The sequence below is a fragment of the Streptomyces sp. NRRL B-1347 genome, from assembly GCF_000720325.1.
Taxonomy (GTDB): Bacteria; Actinomycetota; Actinomycetes; order Streptomycetales; family Streptomycetaceae; genus Streptomyces.
Genome location: NZ_JOJM01000286.1, coordinates 1 through 407, shown reverse-complemented (window position 1 = coordinate 407; position 407 = coordinate 1). Strand labels below are relative to the sequence as shown.

The 407-nt window shown below is 71.0% G+C and carries 1 protein-coding gene; it reads left to right on the top strand.

Going from position 1 to position 407, the window contains the following annotated elements; genetic code table 11:
* Positions 1 to 407, top strand: a 407-nt coding sequence (locus IG74_RS47370) for an acyltransferase domain-containing protein (protein WP_158858149.1), incomplete at both ends; no start/stop codon positions are given.

Sequence of the window (407 nt, the reverse complement as noted above, 5' to 3'; positions counted from 1 at the left end):
AAGGGCGGCATGGTGTCGGTGCCGCTGCCCGAGGCCGAGGTGCGGGAGCTGTTGACGGCGTGGGGCGAGCGCGTCTCGGTCGCGGCCGTCAACGGCCCGGCCCAGGTGGTCGTTTCGGGTGAGCCGGACGCGCTGGAGGAGCTGGTCGCGCAGTGCGTGGCCCGTGACGTCCGCGCCCGCACGATCCCGGTGGACTACGCGTCGCACTCCTCGTACGTCGAGGAGATCGAGACGCAGATCATGGAGACGCTCGCGGGTGTGACTCCGCAGGCCGCCGAGGTGCCGCTGTACTCGACCCTGACCGGCGCCTGGCTGGACGCCAACACGTCCATGGATGCCGGGTACTGGTACCGCAACCTCCGCCAGACGGTCCTGTTCGAGCACGCCACCCGAGGCCTCCTCGCCGA